This window comes from Paenibacillus sp. MB22_1 (assembly GCF_047200555.1).
In the GTDB taxonomy this organism is placed as follows: Bacteria; Bacillota; Bacilli; order Paenibacillales; family Paenibacillaceae; genus Fontibacillus; species Fontibacillus phoenicis.
This window is the reverse complement of sequence record NZ_JBLADV010000001.1, coordinates 334537-353706: the sequence shown is the minus strand read 5'-3', so window position 1 is coordinate 353706 and position 19170 is coordinate 334537. Positions and strand designations below refer to the sequence as shown.

The 19170-nt window shown below is 45.5% G+C and carries 14 protein-coding genes; 2 read left to right on the top strand and 12 right to left on the bottom strand.

Annotated elements, in window-relative coordinates; genetic code table 11:
* Positions 1-321 precede the first annotated feature (321 nt).
* Positions 322-2235: a glycoside hydrolase family 127 protein gene (locus ACL02P_RS01545; protein WP_009225445.1), complete on the top strand. Its 1914-nt coding sequence runs from the start codon at positions 322-324 to the stop codon at positions 2233-2235.
* Between the two features lie 354 nt (positions 2236-2589).
* Here ACL02P_RS01545 and ACL02P_RS01540 read toward each other — a convergent pair whose 3' ends face one another.
* From ACL02P_RS01540 to ACL02P_RS01485, 12 genes are all read right to left on the bottom strand, one after another.
* Positions 2590-3453, bottom strand: a complete 864-nt coding sequence (locus tag ACL02P_RS01540; protein ID WP_412836688.1) for a helix-turn-helix domain-containing protein — start codon at positions 3451-3453, stop codon at positions 2590-2592.
* A 93-nt stretch (positions 3454-3546) separates the two neighbouring features.
* Positions 3547-4182 (bottom strand): bifunctional 4-hydroxy-2-oxoglutarate aldolase/2-dehydro-3-deoxy-phosphogluconate aldolase, encoded by a 636-nt coding sequence (locus ACL02P_RS01535; protein WP_412836687.1) that lies wholly within the window; start codon positions 4180-4182, stop codon positions 3547-3549.
* A complete protein-coding gene (locus ACL02P_RS01530) occupies positions 4176-5165 on the bottom strand; it encodes a 2-dehydro-3-deoxygalactonokinase (protein WP_412836686.1) in 990 nt (329 codons plus the stop codon). Before ACL02P_RS01530 ends, ACL02P_RS01535 begins: the two co-directional genes overlap by 7 nt.
* 40 nt (positions 5166-5205) lie before the next feature.
* Positions 5206-6354 (bottom strand): mandelate racemase/muconate lactonizing enzyme family protein, encoded by a 1149-nt coding sequence (locus ACL02P_RS01525; RefSeq protein WP_412836685.1) that lies wholly within the window; start codon positions 6352-6354, stop codon positions 5206-5208.
* Positions 6355-6491: 137 nt separating this feature from the next.
* Entirely contained in the window at positions 6492-7268 is a 777-nt protein-coding gene (locus tag ACL02P_RS01520; RefSeq protein ID WP_412836684.1) for an SDR family NAD(P)-dependent oxidoreductase, read from the bottom strand.
* Between the two features lie 61 nt (positions 7269-7329).
* Positions 7330-8643, bottom strand: a complete 1314-nt coding sequence (locus tag ACL02P_RS01515) for a carbohydrate ABC transporter permease (protein WP_412836683.1) — start codon at positions 8641-8643, stop codon at positions 7330-7332.
* Between the two features lie 4 nt (positions 8644-8647).
* Positions 8648-9517: a carbohydrate ABC transporter permease gene (locus ACL02P_RS01510; protein ID WP_412836682.1), complete on the bottom strand. Its 870-nt coding sequence runs from the start codon at positions 9515-9517 to the stop codon at positions 8648-8650.
* A gap of 63 nt (positions 9518-9580) precedes the next feature.
* Positions 9581-10978: an extracellular solute-binding protein gene (locus tag ACL02P_RS01505; RefSeq protein WP_412836681.1), complete on the bottom strand. Its 1398-nt coding sequence runs from the start codon at positions 10976-10978 to the stop codon at positions 9581-9583.
* A gap of 177 nt (positions 10979-11155) precedes the next feature.
* A complete protein-coding gene (locus ACL02P_RS01500) occupies positions 11156-12535 on the bottom strand; it encodes an extracellular solute-binding protein (protein ID WP_412836680.1) in 1380 nt (459 codons plus the stop codon).
* A gap of 27 nt (positions 12536-12562) precedes the next feature.
* The gene (locus ACL02P_RS01495; RefSeq protein ID WP_089550019.1) at positions 12563-14182 is read right to left on the bottom strand and encodes a response regulator; all 1620 of its coding nucleotides are present in this window, start codon (positions 14180-14182) and stop codon (positions 12563-12565) included.
* A complete protein-coding gene (locus ACL02P_RS01490; protein WP_412836679.1) occupies positions 14163-16007 on the bottom strand; it encodes a sensor histidine kinase in 1845 nt (614 codons plus the stop codon). The genes ACL02P_RS01495 and ACL02P_RS01490 overlap by 20 nt, the downstream gene beginning before the upstream one ends.
* Before the next feature lie 533 nt (positions 16008-16540).
* Positions 16541-18049: a sulfatase gene (locus ACL02P_RS01485; RefSeq protein ID WP_412836678.1), complete on the bottom strand. Its 1509-nt coding sequence runs from the start codon at positions 18047-18049 to the stop codon at positions 16541-16543.
* 126 nt (positions 18050-18175) lie between these two features.
* Between ACL02P_RS01485 and ACL02P_RS01480 the strand changes: the two genes are divergently transcribed.
* Positions 18176-19108, top strand: coding sequence for an AraC family transcriptional regulator (locus ACL02P_RS01480; RefSeq protein ID WP_412836677.1), 933 nt, complete (start codon positions 18176-18178; stop codon positions 19106-19108).
* Positions 19109-19170 lie beyond the last annotated feature (62 nt).

Here is a 19170-nt window from a genome sequence, read left to right as displayed (position 1 = left end):
ATATATTTAAATGATAGCTGTGTCACTTGAGGATGTCAACGTTTTTTTAATAGCACACTAGAGTTTGCGGTAAAACACAATAGCTGGTCCGAGTATGGCAAATACTAATAGTCCCCACGTTTTCTCTTTAATAGAACTAGTGAATTCATGTGATGCGTGATAATTGGCCGAAGGTAACAACTGCCGAAATGAATCAACGCCACCCCTTTCAAGTAGTAAAAGAAGTACTAGAATTGTATGGTATAATGCATGGCTGTTTGTACCAAAATATCGATAAAATGAAGACAGAACGACAATTCAGATTTAACAGGAGGTTATATCGTGGAAAAGGATATGAGAAGAGTAAAACCATTAAATATGACCGATGTCAAATGGACCACAGGGTTCTGGGCGGATCGCTTCCATCTATGCCATGAAGAGATGATTGAATCCATGGAGAAGGCCCTTCATGTCAAGGGAAACGGCGCATATTTGCCTAACTTTGAGGTAGCTGCTGGACTCAAATCAGACCGGCATTACGGCGAGGATTGGTCCGATGGGGATTGTTATAAATTCCTTGAAGCTTGCGCACATGTTTATTCCATTACGAAGGATGCTGCGTTGGATCAAAAAATGGATAAATACATTGGCTTTATCGCCAAGGCACAAGATCCCGACGGCTATATCAGCACCAACATTCAATTGAGCCATAAGAAGCGCTGGGGACAGCGCATCTACCATGAAGATTATAACTTTGGTCATTTGCTAACTGCCGCATGCGTACATCACACAGCAACCGGCAAGTCGAACTTTCTAGATGTTGCGGTGAAGGCCGCCAATTATTTGAATGAAATCTTCAATCCGTGTCCGAAGCATCTCATCCATTATGGCTGGAATCCTTCCAATATTATGGGACTTGTAGATCTTTATCGCATTACGGGCAATGAGACGTATCTTAAGCTCGCTGATATCTTTATGACCATGAGAGGCGCAGGTTACGGCGGCGAGGATCAAAATCAGGATCGCACTCCACTACGGGAAGAGACAGAAGCAACCGGACATGCTGTAACAGCCGTCTATCTGTACGCTGGCGCTGCAGATGTATATTCTCACACGGGCGAAGAAGCAGTTATGCGCGCTCTGGAAAAGATATGGAACAACATGTACACCAAGAAGATGTATCTTACGGGCGGTATCGGTTCTATCTACAATGGTTTATCTCCAAATGGGGACAAGATATGGGAAGCATTCGGCACCGACTATCATCTGCCCAACCGCTCTGCTTATACAGAGACGTGTGCGAATATCGGTAATGCTATGTGGGCGATGCGTATGTTCAATCTAACGCAGGAGCCGAAGTATATGGATGCGTTCGAGAAGGTTGTATACAATAGCCTGCTAGGCTCCATGACACTTGACGGCCATCATTTCTGTTATACAAATCCATTGGAGACAAGAGGCGGCAAGCTATTCAACCATCATTCACCACAAACTCAACATTTCAGAACTGCAAGATGGTTCACACACACCTGTTATTGCTGCCCTCCACAGGTGCTTCGTACGATAGCCAGACTCCATCAATGGGCTTACGGACAATCGAACGATGGTTTATATATTCATCTGTATAGTGGTAATGAGTTAAATACAACACTGTCATCCGGTGAAACACTAAGCCTGACGATGAAATCTGACTTCCCTGCAGAGGAGACGATTTCGATTACGATTAACAACTCACTGAACACTGAAACGTCCATCCATCTCCGCATTCCACAGTGGGCTGATGGTGCAACGGTGAAGGTCAATGGTGTTCAACAGGGAGATGTAGAAGCTGGCACCTATCACGAATTGAAACGCAAGTGGCAGGCCAATGATCAGATTGAGCTTCTACTGCCTATGCGAGTGAAACGAATTGCAGCCAATCCGATGGTAGAGGAAGATCGCGGACAGGTTGCCTTCATGTATGGACCATTTGTCTACTGCCTGGAAAGTATAGATCTGCCTGAAGATGTTGCCATCGATCAAATTCGCATACCGATCAGCACACAATTCGAGGCTTGCTATGATCGTGAACTGCTTGGAGGCATCACTCGATTGCAGGGTACTGCCTTGAAGATCGCACAAAAGGATTATTCTAATACACTATACACTCCTTTTGAGTCACTTGATATGACGGAGATCGAAATAACGCTTGTTCCTTATTATGCATGGAATAATCGTGGACAAACCGACATGTCCGTCTGGCTTCCTCTCATTTAATGAGGTTCAATATGCTGTGGATGCCCAATTAGTCCTTTAATTGCAACAGAAAACTGAGGCTATCCAACAATCTGACATGCTCCCCATACGGTAGACAGGTGAAACAATAAAACCTGTTACTGTAGGGGAGCATTTCTACGTCTAAAAAAGAGCATATAGCCTCAGAGAAAGTTGCAATTATTCATGAGATCGAAGCTGGTCATATCGGCTCTACGAATGACTACAAGCTAAACTAAACGGCCTCAGTCCCATGGAATTCAGGATCAAGGCCGTTTAACTGACTTTTAATTTTTGTGTTGTCTATTTGACGGGTAGCAGTTCAAATCTCCATTGACTTTTTGGACAGACCCAAGTTTATTGAAAGATCCCTTTGTCGTAATACCCCTTCTTAAGATAATCCGTGGGGCTATATCCCGTCACCTGCTTGAATATCCGAGTAAAATAATACGGATTGTTGTAGCCTAGCTTTCCGCTGATCTGAGAGATATTGAGGTTGCTTTCACTGAACAAGCGAATCGCTTCCTTCACTTTCGCTTCCATAATGAATCTTCGGATGGACATACCCGCTTCTTTGGAGAACACTCTGCTCATATACGAATAGTTCATTTGCAAAGACTCTGCTAGCTGCTCGGAGCGAATATCTTCGTGGAGATGCCGATACACGAACGTTTTAACATCATCTAGCAGTTTATGTCGCTTTTTATTGGAATCGGTTACATCCCGGTATAATTCAAGAAGCAAATCAAGAGTGCCAATATTCAACTTCAGCTTGTCATAGACTGTTCCCATCGTGTAGTGATGAAGAAGCTTGTTCAGTCGGACACAGGTGCCCTGAAAATCGCTTACCTTCAACCATTTCAGATCTATGGCTTGAGGCAGATGGTCAATCATTAGGCTTTCCCCCCGCATATCCACATTCTCCAAGCCTGTCTCTTCCGTCTCGGGAGTGCCGAACGTGATCCAATACCACTCCGAACCTGGCAACGTTTTTCTTAAGCCATAATGACGGATTCCCCTTTTCATCAAAAACACCTCTCCAGGAGATATAGAGTACTCGATATCATCTTCAATAATGTGAACAAGCCCTTCCCTGACAAAAATCATGACGTCGTGAGGCAGCACACGGTCCATATGAGACCATAACGCATTCGTCCTGAACAAACCTACATTGTCCACGAAAGGCACTCGATCCGTTCGGAATAAGACGCTATGCTGCATGAGCAACAACACCTCCTCTTGTCCCATTCATGCCAAAAGAGGAATCGCGTGAACGATTCCTCCATACGTTGCATATATCTATCCTACCACTGTTCAATCCAGAGATTCAATATTGTGAACAAGTTTCCGTGCATTTGATGTGATGGCGGCATAGTTATGTGACATCACATCACCATGTGAAACCAAACCACTTCCGGCTCCGACCGCAATAGCTCCAGCTTTAATGTATGAAGCTGCGAGATCGGCAGTTATGCCTCCCACCGGGATAAATTTGACGGTATTCAAGGGCGCCATAAGCTCCTTCATATAGCTTGGACCGAAGGAAGTGCATGGATACAGCTTCACAAACCGTGCCCCAGCTCCAGTGGCGCGAACAATCTCAGTCGGTGTCATTGCTCCGGGAATAGGAATAGCGGAGTGAGATAGTGCTGCTTCTATAACTCGCTCGTCCGTATGGGGGGAAATCAGAAATTCAGCACCTGCGTCAATGGCTTGCTTAACGTTCTCCATCGATACAACGGTCCCAGCGCCAATCGCCATCCTTCCCTCGTATGTTTTCCTCATCATACGAATGCCATCAAGGGCACCTTCCGAATTTAACGTAATTTCGGCTACACGAATACCACCCTCATAAAGTGCTTCCATAACTCTCGGCAATCTGTCTAGCGGTACATTTCGAAGAATGGCAACTACTTTACTCGTTTCGATTTGTTGCTGTACAGTTAACATATGCTCATCTCCTCTTTATATTGCCGATATAAACTCGCCGCACCGCGAACACTTAACCGGCTAGACTCTTCCTCTGGCACAACCCGAATGGCAATGCTCGGGTAAAATTCTTGTAAAATGGGTACAACGATGGAAGGAAACAAACTTCTTCCATATAAGACGATAACCTCCACGTCACACAGCATCTCATCGGTCAGCATTGTCAGATCCTGGGCAACAATAACCCCGAGCAGGAAGCTAGTCGAAACCTGTTTGTCATGTTTGTCCAGCACGTTCAGCATTCGCATTTGGAAGAAAGCTCGACCAGTACCGTATTGCCTAGCCGTCTCCAGCCCTTTCCGTACCCATTCCGAATCTGGCACCACTTCGTCAAGTGATAACGTATTGTCCTTCAGAAGCGTATGCTGCATGACAGCCATCATCAGTTCGCCCGATATAGACGTGCTGCAGCTTACGATGGATCGTTCCCAAGTTTTGATCCATTTGTGGTGAGAACCGTAATGCATGAACAGACGTCCCTTGACCCCCGTTTCCTTCGGTGCTATATGCTCCATATAACCATACAGTTCGGTCTCCTCGCCGCGAATCATATCGCGATCCGTCTCTTTTTCCCCGCTGAATCTTACGCCAGGTATGAACAATACAGGCTGAGGGAACAATTCCGGGAATGCGAATCGCCTAATCGAGCCTGCGAAATCAGACAGCTTAATCGGTCCTGGAAGGTGCTTAATCTCCATCAATCCCGCGCTTGAAGTTATCATCCCAGAAGCTACAATGTCATGGACTTCACTTATAAGCTCTGGCTCAGCAGCCGCTAGCTCTTCGTAGCTTTCCTTCAATGCCCGCTTCAATCCATTGTTGCTGCCAGATTGTGCTGTATCTCCTGCCCCTACTTGCTTCGTAATACTTGCTAGCAGTGTATCGCCATCCAACAGTCTCATGCGGCAATTGGTTGTGCCGCAATCAATAACGATCAGTTTCATTCTATACCTTCCTTCAAGTTTCACCAATTCACTGCTCATTTCAAACCTTCACAGCATATTTCTCAACAATCTCACGATTAATTTCCACTCCGATGCCAGGTCCATCGGGTATTGATACCATTCCATCTTGCATGGTAATGGCATGTCCGATTAAATCCGCTCGGAATGGGTGGGAGGATTGATCGTATTCCAGCATCGGTTCTTCCGGAAAAAGACCCAAAGGTGCAGGAGCCAGTGAAGCAATAAACTGAAGAGATGCTGCAAGACCAACTCCTGAACCCCATACATGCGGAATTATCATCGTATTCCAAGCCTGAGCAAGTGTTGCGATCTTCTTGCATTCCGTGAATCCACCAGAAGAACACAGATCAGGCTGCACGATATCAAGCGCGCCTTGCGCAATCCAGTTTCGATACCCGATCTTTCCAAACAGATTTTCACCCGAAGCAATTAGTGTTCCCGTCAAATGTCGAATCGCTTTGTAGCCTTCTATGTCTTCAGGGGCAAGCAATTCTTCCATAAAATATAGGTTTGATGACGCGGATTCCAACAGTAATCTTCTAGCTAATCCGGCGTTATAAGCACCGTTGGCATCTGCCATTAGCAGAATGTCCTCTCCAACTGCTTCCCTAATGGAGCGAATCAAAGTCAGATCCTCTTCAATGCCAAATCCAATCTTAAGCTTCATGGCACGAAGTCCATTCGCCTTATGCTGCAAGGCCTCTTTCACACCATCAGTTGGATATTTTCCCTTCTCCGTCCGGTAGAAGCCCGTCGCATACGGAATGACCTGTGTGCGGAATGTACCTCCGAGTAGCTTGCTGACAGGAAGACCGCAGCTCTTGCCCTTAATATCCCAGAGAGCAATATCAATGCCACTTATCGCATTAACGGCTGACCCGCCTTGACCGTAAGGACGAGATAAATTGTACATTTCCTCCCACAACACATCCGTATCATATGGATCTCTTCCGATTAGTAGGGGGGCATAGGCATGCCGAATAAATGCTGCAGCGATCTCCGGCGGCTGCAAGCCGTGACATAAGCACTCCCCCCATCCTGTAATACCCTCATCCGTCTCCACTTCTACGAGTACTGATGAACGTTGCTTCACCCATCCTTGAGAGAAATAAAAAGGTTCTTCCAGCAGCGACTTCATGACATGCACCTGAACATTTGTTATACGCATCCTGCATTCCCCCTTGCGTTGAATTACTTCAATTATATTTCATTATTTTTTTATGTCAAATATAATTTTATATATAAATTATATTTCGTAAAATAATACACTCCAGCACACAGCACTGAAGTGTCTTGTATCGTAGTTTAGTAATCATTATGCAACCGAACTGAAACTCCTCCGTCAATGACAATAGAAGAACCCGTCATATACGATGATTTCTCACTTGCAAGAAAGGCAACTAGCTCGCCAATTTCGGCGGGCTCTGCCATTCTTCCTATCGGAATGTTACGAGTCAGCTCAGCTTCCTTTCTCACTCGTTCCTCAGGAGCAATGGAACGCAAGTATCGCTCCATTCCGATATTCCGAGTCAATCCAGGCAGAACACAATTGACTCGAATACCGAATGGCGCGAGCTCCAGTGCCAGACTCCTTGACATGGCCGCAACTCCGCCCTTGATTGCAGCATAAGAGCTGAAGCCTGGAAGTGTGACCTGGGCATGCACGGATGCAATATTGATAATGGCGCCGGACTGTTTTCGTTTCATGTAAGGAAGCACTTGTTGAATAAGCAGAAACTGTCCCTTCAGATCCGTTCGGAACACCCGATCCAATTCCTCAGAAGGAATCTGATCCACCTGCCTGTAATAATGCGTGCCTACATTGTTGACTAGAATATCGATGTCTCCAAGCTGTGAGGCGGTCTGCTTGACCGCCTTCTCTATATCCGCCTTACTGGATACATCTGCACGGACAAAGAAAGCTTCTCCGCCTGCAACAGTCAACTCCTGCATGGCAGCATGACCGGCAGCCTCATTCCAATCCAGCATAGCAACTCGACATCCCTCACGCAGTAGCACTTCAACGACGCCCCTGCCTATGCCACCAGCAGCACCTGTCACGATCGCAATCTTCCCTTTCATATCGCAAACCTACCTCCTTGCTCTGAGATTCACTTTCCGCGGTGCATCGAACGATTAACAATTAACCTTTCACGCCTGAGAATGCAACGCCCTTCTCGATATACTTCTGTGCAAAAAGGAAAATAAGCAACAGCGGAAACATGGATATGAACGCGCTGGCCATCAACATGTTCTGCAGCACACTTGGCTGATTCTGCAGGTCGTTGAGCGCAACTGTAAAAGTCCAATATTTCGGCGAGCTATTAACAACAAGCGGCCAAAGAAACTCATTCCATACTGGAATAAAGGTCATAACACCAACCGTTGTGAAGATGGGAATAGACAGTGGTGTAACAATTTGCATAAACGTTCTAAGCTCGGAAGCACCATCAACCCTGGCCGCCTGCAGAAGCTCCTTGGATACTTGGTCAAAAAAGCCTTTGAATAGAAAGATGACAATCCCCCAAGCGGTATGAGGCAAGATAACGGCAAGCAGGGAATTGACAAGATTTAAGTCTTTCATAAGCAGATATAACGGAAGTAGCAAAGAAATATCGGGAATCATAATTGTTGCCAAGAAGAACATGATCCAGAAAAACTTCCATCTCTTGCTCTCGATAAGATGAGCAAGGGCATAACCTGCAAGTCCCCCCAGTACCATCTGCACAAGGACACTCGCTACCGTAATAATCGCACTGTTCAAGAAGTATTGAGCGAAGCCCAGTGAGCCAGCCGTATCCTGCGCTATCTTATTCAACGCCGTATAGCTGCTAAAGATGCGAATCCAGTTGGATTCCTCGCTAATTGTAACAACTTGACCTTTGACCAAATCATTGGATTGATAGAATTCGAAAAAGCGTCCTGACAAATCAGAATCTTCAATAGCTGGAGATACCTGAATGCTCTCGCCCTTGTCACCCTCCCATTTGAACTTGGAATACTTGTTCTCCCGGATGATAGGCAACTTGTTATCCATCATCTTATCGTTGAAGATCGTTGTTGGCACTACCTTCTGCTGTCCTACGAAGAACATGGAGGAGATAGTCTCTGCCGTATAGATCCTGTGACCATCCTTCACGCCTGTGACAGTCACATCTCCGATGCTCTCACGGATATTTTTCATCCATGGATACCACATCGCTCTCATGGCGTCTTTCTCATAGAACTCCGGATCTGTCTCCTCTATTCCCGTGTAGTCAATCGTTACTTGAATAGATTGGGGAATCGTTGGAAGCCACTTGGGCGGATAGGAATTAATATCCTTTTCGGTCTTGAGTGAAGAAGCGAACATCCACAGAATAGGGATCAACGCAAAGATTACAAACAATATCGTCACAACATAAGCCGTAATCTTGAGTGATCTTTCCCCTTTTTCCCTTATGCGTGTACGTTCCATATGATCAATCCTTTTCTGCAGAAATTTTATTCTGAATGATGGTCAATATCGCAATCACAATAAACATGAACACAGATATAGCCCCGGATACACCGAATCGGGATTGCTGGAATGCGGAATTAACAACAAGCATGGACACTACGGTCGTGCTTCCTGCCGGTCCGCCTTGTGTCATAATATATATATTGTCATATGCAAGCAGTACGCTTGACATAAAAGCAATAAATTGAATAACAATAATAAATTTGATATTAGGCAATAGCATCGTCCACATCCTTCTCCAAGGACCTGCTCCATCCATCTTGGCCGCCTCCAATATTTCAGTTGGAATCGACTTCAATGCAGAATAATACAATAGCAGGGAAATACCATTACCGGCGAATACGGCAGGCAGAACAATCGCAAGCTTCGTCATTGTTGCATCATTCAACCATAAATAAGGACCTAATCCAATGAAATCAAGCCAATAGTTCAGCAATCCAAAATCCGGGTTATACATCCATTTCCAAACAAGAACCCCGCCTACAAGCGGCATGATGGTCGGCAATTGATACATGAAACGGAAGAACGCGTTGCCTTTACGAATATCATATAGAAACAATGCCTGAACAATAGGAATCCAGAACGTCAAAGTTAAATATAAGACGAAAAAGATAAATGTATTTGAAATCGCTTGCCAAAACGTAGCTGATTGTAAAAATTCGACGTAGTTAGCAAAACCGATAAATTTGCCAGGCGGATTAATGATGCTGTAGTCAAAAAAACTGATATATGCCATATTCAATAACGGATAATACTTAAAAAGTAAATAACAAATCACGGAAGGCAACAGAAACAGAACAGGCACCCAGCGAATGTTTAATTTACGCAACATATGTCTCCCTCACCTCAAAAATGGCTATCGGGATCCTCCCAACAAGGAGAATCCCAATGGCTATTATTTTTTAACTTCTTCGTTGTATTTGTCCACGACTTCACGTTGTGCCAAGTCTTGAGCTTCCTGCATAACCATCAGCGGATCAGCATTCTCATCCATCAAAACTTGTTGAATGGCCTTTACAACGTAAGGGCTCAGACGACTCCTCAAGAAATATTCCATACGTCCTTCGCCAGCTGCCGCTTGCACGCTCTCAATCAAATCGTGAGGCATGCCTTCTACAAATTGCGACGCATCCACATCGGTTCTTACGCTTAGCAAATCCGGGAACATACCGTTATCCATCTGATACTGCAGTAAGCCGTCCTGTACCTCCTTGGACATCAGGTACGTCGCATACGTAAACGCTGCTTGCTGCTTCTCAGGGGTTGCCTTTGGATTGAAGATCCACACCGCGCCGCCTACTTGTGCTGGCGATGTGCCGCCAGGTCCCGGCGGTAATACAGAGAACCCGATGTTTTCAATATCCATACCTGAGGATACCATATCGTCGAACCAGTTGGATGGCGCAATCATAGATGCCGCACGACCTTGATAGAAATCATTGATGTTCTCATCCAGACTCTGTACGACATTCTTTTGCGTCGCATTGTATTTGAACTTAAGATCCTGATAGTATTGCAATGCTTGCACAGCAGGCTCAGACGTAAAGGTCAGCTTTACTGTACCATCATCCTGCAACTCTGTCAGATCTCCACCAGCTTGCCATACATAATATTCAAAGAACCAGTCGGCCCAATCCGTGCCAAGCAAGGCATAACCGTATTGATTTTTAGACGAATCAGTCAATTTCTGCGCCGCTTCACCAAATGATTCCCAATTCTTCAGCGCTTCCGCTGGATCCAGTCCTGCATCTGCAAACATTTGCTTGTTGTAAGCAAGCCCCGTTACATACATAAAATTAGGGATGCCATAAATTTTGCCGTCTTTTGTTGCTGCCTGTATTGCGGAAGGCAAGAACATATCTTTCTCGGCATAGTTGTTCCACAACTCAGTAATATCAGCCGTAATACCTTGATCAATATAAGACTCCATATCCGGGAACGCATTCGCATATAGATCAGGCTGCTCACCGCCCACGACTGCTGTCATGAACTGCTCTCTTTCCTTTGTCAGCGTCTGCATTACATGCTCAACTTTAATGTTCGGATACTTCTCTGCGAAATCCTTGTGGACTTGCTCCCAATAAGGCTTTGCCGGGTCGCCATCCTGTGGCAAGTCCCATGCCACGATCTCGACTACATTATCACTCTCAGACGATGTTGAAGTCGAATCGCCTCCACTTAAATTGTTAACGCTACCATTATTACCGCCGTTATTGCTGGAACACGCTGACATGAACAGCGATGCAACGAGAGTCAGAGCAAGAACAGACATTAGTTTCACCTTATTTTTCATTGATATACCCCCTCATTCGAATAATGTGTTTTTCTTTACAACTCTTATTATTGTTTTTCTTTACAACTTTTATTATAAAGAGACAATGATATGGAACTGTAAGAAAATATTAAGCTGTTCATATGAATATCTTAACTTTCGCATACAAGTAGCCAATAAAAAAAACGAGCGGCTCCCTTACCTGGGAGCTCCGCTCGTCTGCATCCTTATCTCACTGTTATAAGGGTCCACAACCTCGCGCTGAGCAAGCTCCTGAGCCTCACTCAGCACCTCGAAGGGATCTGCTTCTTCGTCCAGCAGCACCTGCTGAACGGCTTTGGCAACATATGGGCTTAGCCTTGCCTTAAGGAAATACTCGAGGCGACTTTCACCTACCGCATCCTGAATAGTATGAATCAGATGTTCCGGCATTTCCTCCACATAAGAGAAAGGATCAACATCTGTACGAACTGATAATAAATTCGGCATACTGGAATTATCCTTCTGAAATTGCAGTAGTTGTTCCACTGCATACTTGGACATAAAAAAGGTTGCATAGGTAAACGCAGCCTTTTGCTTCTCCTCGGAGGCATTCGGATTCAGAATCCATATTCCTCCTCCTATCTGAGCAAGGGAATCACCCGATGGACCTGCGGGTAGCATAGTTGCACCAATGTCATCCATATTTATCCCTGCTGCTATCATTTCACCTAACCAATTCGATGTCGTGATCATTGTGGCCGCTCTACCCGAGTAAAAATCCTTTTTGTTATCGTCTAAACTTTGAAGAACATTCGACTGTGTAGCCATATAGCGAAACCGAAGATCCTTGTAATATTGAAGAGCCTTGACTGCCGCCTCGGAAGTAAAAGTCAACTCGACTGTACCATCATCATTCTTGTTTGTAAGATCGCCACCTGCCTGCCACACATAATATTCAAAAAACCAATCTGCCCACTCTGTTCCGAGAATAGCGTATCCATAGCGATTATCCTTCCTGTCAGTAACCGCCTGAGCAGCCAAGGCAAAGGTTTCCCAATCACGAAACGCTTCAGCTGGATTCAATCCCTGCTCCTCGAATATTCTCTTGTTATAAAGTAGGCTTGTCACATACATAAAATTGGGAATGCCATATACTCGCTTATCCTTAGTCGCCACACTCATCGCAATAGATGAGAATTGATCCTTATCCTCATACGCCTCCCACATCTCCGTAATATCTGCTGGTATGCCTTGATCGATATAGGATTCCATATCCGGAAAAGACGCATTGAACAGATCCGGCTGCTCTCCTCCCGCAACCGCTGTCATAAATTGCTCTCTTTCCTTCTCATACGCCGCTTCCAAATGAATAACCCGTATGTTCGGATACAACTTTTCGAATTCCTTGAACATTCGATCGAAATAAGGTTTATCTGCTTGACCTGAAAAAGGCTTATCCCACACTACAATTTCAACAACCTGCTGAGAGGAATCTCCTTTGAGGTGCAAAGTCTCTTGCTTGGAGCATGCTGTGAGTAAAGACAAGAAAAATAAGGAAAGTACGACAGCCGCTCTCCATTGCCTGTAGCTCCTCATCGTCACACCCACTTCCACATATAAAATTTATTTTTTCAACTGTCTCTCCCTGTACTGTTTTGGCGTTTCACCGTACCACTTGCGAAACACACTACTGAAGTAGGCCGCATCCTCGAATCCAACACGCTCGCTTATTTCACGAATTTTCAAATTCGTTTCACCCAACAGGGCTGCAGCCTCCTTCATTCGAATACTGTTCAAGTAATCGACAAAAGACTCCCCATACTTTTCTTTGAAGCGCTTCGAGAAGTAGTTCGGATGTATGAAGAAACGTTCCGCTATCATCTGCAACTGAATCGGCTCGGCATAATGCTGCTCCAGGTATAGTCGCACAGCTTCCATAATTTCCTTTCCCTCCAGACTACTATGCTTGGATAATAAAGCAATCATATTGGTAACAAGCCGCTTCATTCGATCGATAATGTCAGACCATGTGGTCGATTGCTGGAGTTCGCGCTGTAGATCCGCTAATTCTCCGATTGCCCATTTGGAATCGGTAGCATTGGCTAGCAAATATTTGTTGAGGTATAGGTACAAGTCCACACAGAACCATTCTACCATTAGATAAGTAGAGCTTGGATCTTGTACGATCGCTCCAAGTCGGCGTTCTATCCAACGATGTACTTTATCAGTATCCAATTTGTTAATCCATTCTCCCAGCAGCTTCGCATCCTCATTCCCGATAAACGATTTGCGCTGGGTATTATGAGAGGACTCCATCACTTGATTAAACTGATAAATGCGATTGCTGCCATGTAGAATGGCATTCCGAACAAGTTGCTTCGCCTCCCGATAGCTCTCCTGCACCTTGGCAATTTCTATCTGATAAGGGCCAACACCGATTGTAACGCTTAGTTTCAAATATTTGCGAATACCGAAAGATATAGATTCCAGTGTTGAGACTACAACCGCTGCATCTTGTCCATCTTTAAGACCCAACACGTATACAAGCTCATAACGTCTCAAGGAATGGTGGACAAATATTCCTTGTAATCGATTCGTTAAAAATCGTTCTGTTACAATATTTTTGATAGCGAACCACAAGAGTTCCTCTTCCTCAACTCCGAAGGATTCATGCGGCATCTTGAACGGCTCCAGTTGGATAACGATCGCTGTGAACCTATTCGCATAAGCAGCCAATTCGTCTAATTCTTCAACGGCAACAGAAAAGTCCTCTTCTTGAAGAAATTGAGTCAACGCCTGCTGCTTCGCAGCTTCTTGACTGACCTCGGCTACTATCTTCAGCTCCTTGATCATATGATTAGTCTGCATCTCGGATTCCTTCTGTTCAAGCAGAGTAGTGAGTGTCGTGTACAGCTCTTCGTCTTCAACCGGCTTGACAAGATAATTGCATACCCCAAGGCGAATCGCCTGACGAGCATATTCGAACTGGTCATATCCGGTAACGATAACAAACTTCACTTTTGGATCAAGCTCTATCGCCTGTCGAATAAAGCTCAAGCCATCCATTCCCGGCATATGAATATCTGTAATAATAACATCCGGTCGATATTCCTTTATAAGCTCAAGCCCCTTAACACCATCACCACCCTCAGCGATAACTGCAACGGGCAATTGAATTTGTCGAATCTTGTGAACAATACCCTGACGGATAATCGGCTCATCATCAAGAACGATAATGTTCATCCTGCTCTCCTTCCTGCTCTGGCAAGCTCATTTTGATCGTTATAGTAAAGGTTGTGCCGTATTCCTCATCACTGCTAAATGAAAGACCATATGGAGAACCATATAGCATTCGTATACGAGCTTTTACGTTTCTCAAGCCTATTGAAGAGTGACTACTCTTGCCTTCATCATCAATTGAACCGTCGTGCAGCAGATGATGAAGCCAACGCTGACGCTCCTCATTCATAATAGTTCCGTTATTCCATATCCTCACCTGCAAGCTGTCATCATCAATACGCTCCGCCTCGACTCGAACGGTTCCTCCTTCAATACTGGGACTAATGCCATGATTCACGCTATTTTCTACAAGCGGCTGGAATAGCAACTTCGGAACAGGCACCTTCTCAAGTCCCGGCTCCAGATATATGGAGTAGTCCAAACGACTATCGAATCGTATCTTCTGTATCGACAGATACAGTCGTATTTGTTGAAATTCTGCTGCTAGATTGGATACATCATTGCCATTAATATTGTATCTGAACATCTTGGCCAACGACCTGCTGATCGTTGACACCCGATCGTCTCCATTCACAGAAGCAATACTGTCGATGATGCCAAGTGTATTATAGAGAAAATGCGGATTAATCTGAGATTGCAACGACTTGATTTCAGCATTTTTTTTCACAATTTCCGATTCATACACTTTGCTGATCAGACGATTTATTTCTCGTGTCATTCGATTGAAGGATGTACTCAAATAGCCGATCTCATCCTCTGTTCGTACCGGAAGAGTAACAGAATAATTCCCCTTCTCAATCGCTTTCATCCCTTTGCTCAGTTCCTTGAGCGGGGTTATGGTACGCGACGAAATCCAGCCAGCCAACAGCATGGAGACCATTAAAGTGAAACCGCCAATCCACATCGTGCGCTTTGTCAAGTCATTAACCGAATTCGTCAACAACCGATCAGGCACTTCAGATACAAGGAGCCAGCCTGTTTGACCAAGACTCTCGAAGACAATAAGCTGATCTTCAGAGAAGCTTGTCCGGTAATAATATCCTTTGTCTACTGTACGTATCATATCCAGCTCCTCTGCAGATAGAACCTGACTGCTTCTCTCATCCATCATGGCAGAGTAAACAATCGTTCCGTTCTGCTTATCGATGATATATGTGCGATTCGTACCATCTCTCTCGATTTCCATCAACCATTGCTTCAAGAATTCAGGGGAGAGCATATAGATCATTACACCAATAATAGGACCAGGAGAGGTCAGAGAAATATTACGAATAGCCTGCACATACGATAGTGTATAATCCAGCTGATTGGAACTGACGCTATACATATGTGTAGATAGCCACTCTCCCCTTCCATTTCCTTCTATAGCAATACTATTCAATCGACGCATCTCATCCTCAGAAATAGAGGTATTGATCATGCCGCCGACTCTCATTGAGACTCCATCCAGCTGCGATATGACTACATTAGACACAATGGGGTGATTATATAAAAAGTTGGAAATTTTGCTTCTATAGGAGCTTTGGCCTTCGGGATCTGTTTCCATTCCCCGTACAAATTGATGAAAGTCGGAATCGCCAAAATAATTCCAGGCAAAACTCTTTACATTCGATAGATACGCGTTAAGTGTCGAGGCCGATTGCTGCGTCATACTCACACGCATATCAACAGCCTGCAATCTTAAATCAGCAGCTGTTCGTGTATAGAAGTCATATACAAGAATGAAGATAATAAGTGCAATAATGAGTGTAAAAGAAAAAAGCACCTTGCGATATAAGGACTTTCCGATATAACGGTAAAGCGAAATCTTTCTTAAGAACGACCGCAATCCAGTTTCACCATCCTTGCTATCTATTCATCCGGTTAATGCGATCTTACATGATTTCACTAACCTGTTGCAAGATGAATGCTTGGAATCAAAAATAGAAATGAGCGCTGTTACAAGCTCGCTGAACTCAATTATATAACACACCTAATGAAACAAATATTACTCAGCATGCGACGCAAGATTCCGTCTGCTAGCACGTTCATGATAAATAAGCTTGCTTTTGGCATAAATAATGCAGCTTGAAATCTTTGCCTACTCAAGTGCTTTGTTTAGTTGAGACATCAGCATTTCAGTCATTCCTTACTATATTTTTGCATGATTTTATTATTAATCTCCCTCACGCTGGCTGGAGGCTTGGCACTCCCCGCGACTGGACTTACATCACCTAGAAGAGGCGATTCGCTGAGCGTTCCGTTCAAAAAAAAAGACCATCGAGCCAAACATTTAAAAAACAATGTCTGACTCAATGGTCTGTCGATTATTGGGAACAACCCCTATCCACTTTGAAACCTCAGGTTCTGGTGTATCTGTTTCTAAGCGTGATATATTCTTGGCATCGCTAGCGGTTCCTTGCCAAGCTCGGCCCATACATACTTCAGCAGAAGCTCCGACTTCAAGTTTGCGTAGGACGGATCATTCCATCGATTATTCAACTCGCCAGGGTCCTCCTGAAGATCGAACAGTTCGCCATATGGCTGATTGTAATAAACCGTCAGCTTGTAGCGCTGATCGACATACGTACGCTGATGAATCGTCGTCGGTTCATGTCGGAATTCGCAGATGATATGGTCGCGCGCACTGCTCTTGCTACCCGTCCATACTGCAGACTGATCAACGCCAGTCATCCAGACCGGAATTGGCAGCCCTGCAAATGACAAAAACGTCGGTGCGAGATCGACAAGCGACACGAGCGCATCCGATTGTACATTCGCTGGCACCTTGCCCGGATAACGGACGATGAACGGCAACTTGATCAAGTCCTCGTACATGAAGCCACCTTTCGCCTGCAGCCCATGCTGACCGAAGAAATGGCCGTGATCTGTTGTAAACACTACAATCGTATCCTCGGCAAGACCGAGTTCATCCAAACGATCCAGAATACGTCCGATGTACTTATCCATCATACTGATCATGCCGTAATACGTTGCAACAAGCTGTTTGCGCTCCGACTCAGGCATCAAGTGGGAGTGGTAGCCATGAATAGCCTGCCCAGTCTCCTTCCAAGCCGAGAAGTCCGGACTCTTCTGCTGCGTCATCCCGAAATGTGGCGGGTTGTTATCATGCTCACCAGGAGATACTTCAGGAATGGTCAGCGACTCGGGATCATACATCGTATCCCACGGCTCGGACACGAGATACGGCGGATGCGGATCGAAGAAGCTGGCCCACAAGAAGAAGCTCTCGTTATTGTTCTTATACTGCTCAAGCAACGCATTCGTACGCTCCGCAATCCATGTATTGTAATGGTACTCTTCAGGCAAGTCCCATCGATGCAGTTGCTTCGGACTCATCGTACCCGTCGGCGGCAAGAAATAATCGCGCCAGTTTGTACAGCCCTTCTCCTCCATCCAAATCGCATAATGTTGCCCAACATGAGCCTCGTTCGTATGATTGCGTGCAAGCTCGACATGGTCGAAGCCATAGAAGCTGTCACTGAACTGACGCCAGTAGTCAAGATCCTGCAGCAGCGGATATGACTCCAGCGATGGATATTCCTCATTCCCCATTAAAGGTTGAAAATGTGCCTTGCCGACCAGAGCCGTACGATAGCCTGCCTCCTTGAAATTAGTCCCGACAACGGGCCGATCCTCCAGTAGCTTCGTACCAAGCGTCCACGCCCCATGCTGACTCGGATATTGTCCAGTGATGATGGAAGCGCGGGTCGGCGTGCATGTCGGATTTGGGCAATACGCCCTCGTGAAGGTCGTCCCTTCTTGCACAAGACGGTCCAGATTCGGTGTCGACAGCTCCGGATTGAAGGCACCGATCGTATTCCAATGCTGCTGGTCGCTCGTAATTAGTAAAATGTTCGGTTTTTTCATCGTTCGCCAACTCCTTCTCTTCTATAAATATTTGATATTATTGATATGTTATCAAAATATGTACACAGGCTACATATCATAATGTTATACTGTTTAACAAAATGTTAGATCAGAGGTTGGTGACACATGAAGGAATACACCCACGAGTACGCGGACATCCGCATGCAGGTGCCGAGCGACCTACAGCGAAGCGCCGGTCTCTATGTGCTCCGCTCCGGTTTCAACCGCGCGAAGCCGGGCTATGATGTCGGGCCGAAGCGAATTGAATGTTACAGCTTCCACTTCATACTGAAAGGAAAGCTGTGCCTAGAGGATGAAGAAAACTCACACGAGCTGCAGGAGGGACAGCTGTTCGTCCTGTTCCCCCATGTCTCCTACAGGTACTACAAGGCAGAAAGCAGTCCAGAACTGTCCCTCAGCTGGATTGCAATGGGAGGGCCGCAGACTTCAGCTGCAGTGGAAGCACTGGGACTGACACAAAGTCGGCCGTCTATGTCCATACGGTTCAATGCAGAGCTTCGTATCTTGTTACGACGCATCCATACCTCCATGGGCGGACGACCGTATCAGCAACTCAGCAACGTATACGCACTATTGGATTTGTTGCTGCTCGGATGTGAGCAATCGTCCGGACATCAGCTAACAATGTCCGCAGTAAACCCCCAAAAAAACGGGCACATGCCGCATAAGGAGCCAATAACTGAAGTGGAGCAACACAAGGGAGAAACGTCCGTCCAAGCACTCTGGCTCGACTATTGCGCACGCTACATGCAGCTGCATTATGCAGAGCCGCTGCGGGTTGACAATCTTGCTGCCGAGGTAGGTGTTCACCGTTCTCACTTCTCATTTGCCTTCCGTGAGCGCTTTGGGATGCCGCCTAAAGCCTACTTGACAAAGCTTCGAATGACAAAAGCACACGAGCTCGTCACAACAGACCGAGAAGCGCCCATTCACGAGATCGCACTCACTGTCGGATATCCAGATCTGTTCACCTTCACGCGGGCGTTCTCCCGATATTACGGTATATCGCCGAGCGATGCGAGAAGACAACAAGAATGAGCATACAACACAAATTTCTCATTCCCGCAAAAAATAACGCGCGAGAGACCGCCATAGAGAAG